Origin of the sequence: Salipiger sp., assembly GCF_048261495.1 — a bacterium.
Classification (GTDB): domain Bacteria; phylum Pseudomonadota; class Alphaproteobacteria; order Rhodobacterales; family Rhodobacteraceae; genus Salipiger.
Genome location: NZ_JBLXFX010000003.1, coordinates 512,477 through 519,013 on the forward strand (window position 1 = coordinate 512,477; position 6,537 = coordinate 519,013).

Below are 6,537 nucleotides of genomic sequence, written 5' to 3' on the forward strand. Positions count from 1 at the left end.
TAGGTCGGGCGAAGGTGCCCGGCCAATCTGAGGAACAGGCCCGGAAAGGTGTGATATGGCGACCAATTCTGGCGGCGACAGCAAGAATACCCTTTATTGCAGCTTCTGCGGAAAGAGCCAGCACGAGGTACGCAAGCTGATCGCGGGCCCGACCGTTTTCATCTGCGACGAATGTGTCGAGCTGTGCATGGACATCATCCGCGAGGAGACGAAGGGCGCAGGCCTGAAATCCTCCGACGGCGTGCCCTCTCCGCGGGAGATCTGCGATGTGCTCGACGACTACGTGATCGGCCAGATCAAGGCGAAGCGCGTGCTCTCGGTCGCGGTTCACAACCACTACAAGCGGTTGAACCACTCGCAGAAGAGCGCGGACATCGAGCTGGCGAAATCCAACATCCTGCTGATCGGCCCCACCGGCTGCGGCAAGACGCTGCTGGCGCAGACGCTGGCGCGCATTCTCGACGTGCCCTTCACCATGGCGGACGCGACCACGCTGACCGAAGCCGGCTACGTGGGCGAGGATGTGGAGAACATCATTCTCAAGCTGCTCCAGTCCAGCGAATACAACGTCGAGCGGGCGCAGCGCGGCATCGTCTACATCGACGAGGTCGACAAGATCACCCGCAAGTCCGAGAACCCCTCGATCACCCGCGACGTGTCGGGCGAGGGCGTGCAGCAGGCGCTGCTCAAGCTGATGGAAGGCACCGTGGCGTCAGTTCCGCCGCAGGGCGGGCGCAAGCATCCGCAGCAGGAATTCCTGCAGGTGGACACGACGAACATCCTGTTCATCTGCGGCGGCGCCTTTGCCGGGCTCGACCGGATCATCGCGCAGCGCGGCAAGGGGTCGGCCATGGGCTTCGGCGCCGATGTCCGTGACCCGGACGAACGCGGCACCGGCGAGGTGTTCAAGGATCTCGAACCCGAGGATCTGCTGAAGTTCGGCCTGATCCCGGAATTCGTCGGCCGTCTGCCGGTCATCGCGACGCTGGAGGACCTGGACGAGGATGCGCTCGTCACCATCCTGACCCAGCCCAAGAACGCGCTGGTCAAGCAGTACCAGCGCCTGTTCGAGATGGAGGATACCCAGCTCACCTTCACCGACGATGCGCTGAGCGCCATCGCCAAGAGGGCCATCGCGCGCAAGACCGGCGCACGCGGCCTGCGGTCGATCCTCGAGGGGATCCTGCTCGACACCATGTTCGAGCTGCCGGGCATGGATGACGTGATCGAGGTGGTGGTGAACGAGGAGGCGGTCAATTCCGACGCCAAGCCTCTGATGATCTACGCCGATCAGAAAAAGGAACCTGCCTCGGCCGGCTGAGCCGAAGCGGAACGGAATGCGGGGCGGGGCAGAGTGCCCCGCCTTTTTCATGCGGGACAGACGACATGACGATCAAGAGAATTTCATCCGGCGGCGCCTTCGAGGCCAAGCTCGGCTATTGCCGCGCGGTGGTCGCGGGCGGCTTTGTCCACGTGGCGGGCACCGTGGGGCAGGGCGATACCGTGGTGGACCAGTGCAAATCGGCGCTGGCCACCATCGAAAAGGCGCTTGCCGAAGCGGGCGCCACCTTTGCCGACGCGGTGCGTGTGGTCTACTACCTGCCCGACGCGGCCGAATTCGAAGCCTGCTGGCCGATCCTGTCGGAAACCTTCGGGGCGAACCCTCCGGCGGCCACGATGATCGAATGCAACCTGATCGCGCCCGAATACAGGATCGAGATCGAGCTGACGACGCTTGCCCCGGTCTGAGGCCGGGAGCGCGCAGGGCGGGGCGGCTCCCTCCACGGGGCCATGCGGCGACAGGCTGCACTGGACCTCGCCCGCGCAATTCGCCATAAGCAAAACAGGTAGATACCGAGGAGTCGTCCATGGGCATTCTGAACTCGCTGCTGAGCGCCGTGACCTGGTGGGATGGCGCCACGCTCAACACCCGGATCTGGAGCAGCCGCAACGGCACCCGCGTGGGCGAGGATGAGCAGGGCAACACCTTCTTCCAGACCAAGGACGGCAAGCGCCGCTGGGTGATGTACAACGGCGAGATCGAAGCGAGCCGGGTCAGCCCCGACTGGCACGGCTGGCTGCATTTCACCTATGACGAGCCGCCGACCGACAGGCCGATGGTCCACAAGGTCTGGGAAAAGCCGCATGTCGAGAACCTGACCGGCACCGCGCTGGCCTATGCGCCTCCGGGGTCGATCCGCCGCGTGGAACCCGCGCCGCGGCAGGATTACGAGGCCTGGAGCCCGGAATAACCATGTCCAGCTCTGCAACCGAGGTGATCGTGGGCGGCGCCGTCCTGGCGGCGGCGATCGCCTTCGGCGCCTATGCGGTCTCGGCGACCGGCACCACCTTCAGCAGCGGCGGCTATCCCCTGACGGCAAGCTTCCGGTCGCTCGAAGGCATCACCGTGGGCAGCGACGTTCGGCTTGCGGGGGTCAAGGTGGGGACGGTGACGGGCATATCGCTCAACCCCGACACCTTCCGCGCCGACATGGGGCTGAGCCTGCAGGAACAGGTGAAGATCCCGGACGACAGCGCCATCGTCATCTCTTCCGAAGGGCTGCTGGGCGGCAATTTCGTGGAAATCAGCCCCGGTGGGTCGTCCTTCTTCTACGAGGCCGGCGACGAGATCCTGGACACCCAGGGATCGGTCAGCCTGATCTCGCTGCTTCTGAAATACGTCGGGGGAGGGTCCTCGCAATGATGCTTCGTTCCCTGAGCCTGGCCCTGTGCCTGCTGGCGGGCGCCGCCCCGGCGCAGTCGGTCGCGACGAGCAACGGCACGGGCGCCGTGATGCGCGGTCTCGACAAGCTGACCGGGCGCGCCTCGGACCTCGAACTGCGGTCCGGCGAAACCGCGAGTTTCGGGCGCATCGAGATCGCTCTGCAGGAATGCCGCTATCCCGAAGGCGACGAGGCGGGCGATGCCTTTGCCTTTGTCACGGTGCGCGAGGCAGGCAATCCCGACCCGGTGTTCCGCGGCTGGATGATCGCCTCGTCTCCGGCGCTCAACGCGATGGAACACCAGCGCTACGACGTCTGGGCGTTGCGCTGCACGACCTCCTGACCGGACGCGGCCAGAAGGGTTCCCGCCAGGTTCGACGACCGAGCCAGCGCCTCGGCCAGCAGGCTGCGGTACTGCGCGCGCTCGACCTCGATCCCGCCGAGCGAGGCCAGGTGTTCGGTCAGGAACTGCGTGTCGAACAGGGTGAAATCCGCCCGTGACAGCAGGTCGATGAGCCAACAGAGCGCGATCTTGGAGCCGTCCCTGCGGCGCGAGAACATGCTTTCCCCGCAGAAGGCGGCGCCGATTTCCACCCCGTAGACCCCGCCGGCCAGCGCGCCGTCCATCCAGACCTCGATCGAATGGCCGACGCCGAGGCGATGCAGCTCCAGGAACAGGCTGCGGATGTCGTGGCTGATCCAGGTTTCCCGCCGGTCGGCGCAGGCGTCGATCACCGCTTCGAAATCCCGGTCGAAGGTGACGAGGTAGTCGTCGCGCCGCAACCGACGCGCGAGACTGCGCGAGATCCGCAAGCCGTCCATCGGAATGATGCCGCGGCGGCGGGGATCGACCCAGAACATCTCCGGGTCGTCGCGATGCTCGGCCATCGGGAAGATGCCCGAGCGATAGGCCTGCAACAGCACTTCGGGCGAGACGGTCATCGCCCCTCCCCCGCAGGGGAAAGGGGCGGCGATGTCGGATGACTCTGCCCCGGCCGCGTCATTCCTTGGCGAAGGGCTCCGTGGCCAGCCACTTTTCGAGCCAGTGGATGTTGTAGTTGCCGTCGAGGATGTCCTGCTGCTGGAGCAACTCGTGGAACAGCGGCACCGTGGTGTGCACGCCGTCGACGATCAGCTCGCCGAGCGCGCGGTTGAGACGCGACAGCGCCTCGGTCCGGTCCCGGCCGTGCACGATCAGCTTGCCGATGAGGCTGTCGTAATAGGGCGGGATCGAATAGCCCTGGTACAACGCGCTGTCCATGCGCACGCCCAGGCCTCCCGGCGCGTGATACTGGGTGATCCTGCCCGGCGAGGGCGAAAAGTTCGGCACCTTCTCGGCGTTGATCCGCACCTCGATCGCGTGGCCGTTGATGACCAGGTCCTCCTGCCCGAAGGACAGGCTGTGGCCCTCGGCCACGCGGATCTGCTCGCGCACGAGGTCGACGCCGAAAATGGCTTCGGTCACCGGGTGTTCGACCTGAAGTCGGGTGTTCATCTCGATGAAATAGAACTCGCCATCCTCGTAGAGGAATTCGATGGTCCCGGCGCCGGAATATTTCAGATCGCCGATGGCCTTGGCACAGGTGGCGCCGATGCGGGCGCGCTCTTCGGGCGTGATCGAGGGGCCGGGGGCCTCTTCGAAGACCTTCTGGTGGCGCCGCTGCAACGAACAGTCGCGTTCGCCCAGATGCACCGCCTTGCCCTTGCCGTCGCCGAAGACCTGGATTTCGATGTGGCGGGGCTTCTGGAGGTACTTCTCGATATAGACCTCGTCGTTGCCGAAGGCGGCCTTGCCCTCGGCCCGCGCGGTCTGGAAGGCGCGCTCCATCTCGGCTTCGGAATTGGCGACCTTCATGCCGCGCCCGCCACCGCCGGCGGTGGCCTTGATGATGACCGGATAGCCGAAATCCCGGCCGATCTTCTTGGCGGTCTCGACGTCGGGCACGCCGCCGTCCGACCCGGGCACGCAGGGCACGCCGAGCGCCTTCATCGTGTCCTTGGCGGTGATCTTGTCGCCCATGATGCGGATATGCTCGGCCGAGGGGCCGATGAAGGTGATCTGGTGATCTTCCAGCATCTGCACGAAGCGGGCATTTTCCGACATGAAGCCGTAGCCGGGGTGGATCGCCTGGGCGCCGGTGATCTCGCAGGCCGACAGGATGGCCAGCGGCGACAGGTAGCTCTCGGACGAAGGCGGCGGTCCGATGCAGATGGATTCGTCGGCCATGCGCACGTGCATCGCGTCGGAATCGGCGGTCGAATGCACCGCGACCGAAGCGATGCCCATTTCGCGGCAGGCGCGGATGACGCGCAGCGCGATCTCGCCCCGGTTGGCGATCAGGATCTTGTCAAACATCATGCGACCCTCATTCGAGGATGACGAGCGGGGCGCCATATTCCACGGGGGCGCCATCTTCGACCAGGATGCGCTTGACCGTTCCGGCGCGCGGGGCCGGGATGTGGTTCATGGTCTTCATCGCCTCGACGATGACCAGCGTGTCGCCTTCCTTGACCTGGGCTCCGACCGTGATGAAGGACGGCGCGCCCGGTTCGGGCTGCATGTAGACCGTGCCGACCATGGGCGAGGCCACGGCGCCGGGATGTGCGGCGGGATCTTCTGGAATGTCGGCGGCAGGGGCGGCGGCTGCGGCCGGTGCCGGGGCGGCTGCCGGGGCCGCCGCATAGGCCGCGGGCATCGCCGGGGCGGTGGGCGACAGGCGGCTGACGCGCACATTCAGGCTGTCGTCTTCGCCATAATCCCGTTTGACCTGCAATTCGGTCAGGTCGTTGTCACGCAGGAGTTCTGCCAGCGCCTTGATGAAGGCGACGTCGGCCTCGTGGGTGTCTTTGCTCATACGGTCCTCGCCGGTATCCTTTTGAGGGGCCGGTTGTGCGGTGGCCCCATGATTTGGCGCTTATAGGCCATGAAACAAGGCATGGGAAGCGACGGCGAGGGGGAAATGGCGGGGCCGGCCGCGGATCCGGGGCCGCGAGGCGGTCAGGGGGTCTCCTGCGCTCCGGTCCGGGGCGAGACCCGTTCGAGCGTGCGATAGCCCTCCGCCCCCTTGGGGCCGGTGGCGGGCACGGGGTCCGCCTTGCCCGGTGTCGTGCCGGGGGCGGCGGCGGTCGCGGCCGTGTCGGGGTCCGGTGGTTCCGCCGGATCGGGTGCTTCGGTCCCCGCGGCGGGATCGCCGTCCTTCGCGGTGGCGGGATCGAGCCGCTCGGCCTGCTCGTCGAGAATGGCGAGAATCTTGAGCTGCATGATGGAGGGCGGCGCGGTGTGGGTCGCCGGATCGGGGGACCCGGTGAGGCTGCGCCAGAATTCCTTGGGAGGGAGCCCCTCCCGTCCGGTGTCGTTCTCGGTCTTCGACTGCTGCGCGACCGGTTGAACCTTGGTGTCGACCAATGTCTTCTGCTGAACGGCGGGCAGGCCCAGAGGATGCCCGGTGGCCAGGGGCGACACGCCAAGAAAGGTGCCCGTGAACTGCATCGAAATGCTCCATTACATTTCGCGCCCCCACCTGACGAGGGTATCACGATGCGGTCGCCTGCGCATCCGGATCGGGAAAAATGCCGCTATTTCTTCGGGGTTTGGTTACCGCTTTGCTAGGAAACGGGGGCCTGGCCGGCGGGCGACCCGCTTGCCCCGGCGCGGCGGCAGGGACAAGCGGGGGGCGTTTCACCCCTTGTTCGCGCGGTTTTCGATGAGGGTGTCGACGACGGAGGGGTCGGCGAGGGTGGATGTGTCGCCGAGGGCGCCGTAGTCGTTTTCGGCGATCTTGCGCAGGATGCGGCGCATGATCTTGCCGGAGCG

The 6,537-nt window shown here is 66.2% G+C and carries 9 protein-coding genes; 5 read left to right on the forward strand and 4 right to left on the reverse strand.

What is annotated here, in order from left to right; all coding sequences use genetic code 11:
• Positions 1-55: 55 nt before the first annotated feature.
• From clpX to ACN0RJ_RS09175, 5 genes are all read left to right on the forward strand, one after another.
• Positions 56-1,321, forward strand: a complete 1,266-nt coding sequence (clpX, locus tag ACN0RJ_RS09155) for an ATP-dependent Clp protease ATP-binding subunit ClpX (RefSeq protein WP_417720854.1) — start codon at positions 56-58, stop codon at positions 1,319-1,321.
• Between the two features lie 65 nt (positions 1,322-1,386).
• Positions 1,387-1,749, forward strand: a complete 363-nt coding sequence (locus ACN0RJ_RS09160; protein ID WP_417720853.1) for a RidA family protein — start codon at positions 1,387-1,389, stop codon at positions 1,747-1,749.
• Positions 1,750-1,868: 119 nt separating this feature from the next.
• On the forward strand, positions 1,869-2,252 hold the full coding sequence (locus tag ACN0RJ_RS09165) for an NADH:ubiquinone oxidoreductase subunit NDUFA12 (RefSeq protein WP_417720852.1): 384 nt from the start codon (positions 1,869-1,871) through the stop codon (positions 2,250-2,252).
• A gap of 2 nt (positions 2,253-2,254) precedes the next feature.
• Positions 2,255-2,704, forward strand: a complete 450-nt coding sequence (gene mlaD, locus ACN0RJ_RS09170) for an outer membrane lipid asymmetry maintenance protein MlaD (protein WP_417720851.1) — start codon at positions 2,255-2,257, stop codon at positions 2,702-2,704.
• Positions 2,704-3,066, forward strand: a complete 363-nt coding sequence (locus ACN0RJ_RS09175; RefSeq protein WP_417724074.1) for a DUF2155 domain-containing protein — start codon at positions 2,704-2,706, stop codon at positions 3,064-3,066. The genes mlaD and ACN0RJ_RS09175 overlap by 1 nt, the downstream gene beginning before the upstream one ends.
• On the opposite strand, the gene aat is transcribed toward ACN0RJ_RS09175, so the two are convergent.
• The 4 genes from aat to ACN0RJ_RS09195 form a co-directional block, all read right to left on the reverse strand.
• A complete protein-coding gene (gene aat / locus ACN0RJ_RS09180; protein ID WP_417720850.1) occupies positions 3,030-3,665 on the reverse strand; it encodes a leucyl/phenylalanyl-tRNA--protein transferase in 636 nt (211 codons plus the stop codon). The two genes, ACN0RJ_RS09175 and aat, sit on opposite strands and share 37 nt — an antisense overlap.
• Before the next feature lie 58 nt (positions 3,666-3,723).
• Entirely contained in the window at positions 3,724-5,079 is a 1,356-nt protein-coding gene (gene accC / locus ACN0RJ_RS09185) for an acetyl-CoA carboxylase biotin carboxylase subunit (protein WP_417721017.1), read from the reverse strand.
• 10 nt (positions 5,080-5,089) lie between these two features.
• A complete protein-coding gene (gene accB / locus ACN0RJ_RS09190; RefSeq protein WP_417720849.1) occupies positions 5,090-5,578 on the reverse strand; it encodes an acetyl-CoA carboxylase biotin carboxyl carrier protein in 489 nt (162 codons plus the stop codon).
• A 143-nt stretch (positions 5,579-5,721) separates the two neighbouring features.
• Entirely contained in the window at positions 5,722-6,213 is a 492-nt protein-coding gene (locus ACN0RJ_RS09195; protein ID WP_417724069.1) for a hypothetical protein, read from the reverse strand.
• Between the last annotated feature and the right edge of the window lie 324 nt (positions 6,214-6,537).

Bases quoted from the DNA above. Each gene is read 5' to 3' on its own strand.
- clpX (WP_417720854.1), top strand. From the start codon at position 56: ATGGCGACCAATTCTGGCGGCGACAGCAAGAATACCCTTTATTGCAGC.
- ACN0RJ_RS09160 (WP_417720853.1), top strand. From the start codon at position 1,387: ATGACGATCAAGAGAATTTCATCCGGCGGCGCCTTCGAGGCCAAGCTC.
- ACN0RJ_RS09165 (WP_417720852.1), top strand. From the start codon at position 1,869: ATGGGCATTCTGAACTCGCTGCTGAGCGCCGTGACCTGGTGGGATGGC.
- mlaD (WP_417720851.1), top strand. From the start codon at position 2,255: ATGTCCAGCTCTGCAACCGAGGTGATCGTGGGCGGCGCCGTCCTGGCG.
- ACN0RJ_RS09175 (WP_417724074.1), top strand. From the start codon at position 2,704: ATGCTTCGTTCCCTGAGCCTGGCCCTGTGCCTGCTGGCGGGCGCCGCC.
- aat (WP_417720850.1), bottom strand. From the start codon at position 3,665: ATGACCGTCTCGCCCGAAGTGCTGTTGCAGGCCTATCGCTCGGGCATC.
- accC (WP_417721017.1), bottom strand. From the start codon at position 5,079: ATGTTTGACAAGATCCTGATCGCCAACCGGGGCGAGATCGCGCTGCGC.
- accB (WP_417720849.1), bottom strand. From the start codon at position 5,578: ATGAGCAAAGACACCCACGAGGCCGACGTCGCCTTCATCAAGGCGCTG.
- ACN0RJ_RS09195 (WP_417724069.1), bottom strand. From the start codon at position 6,213: ATGCAGTTCACGGGCACCTTTCTTGGCGTGTCGCCCCTGGCCACCGGG.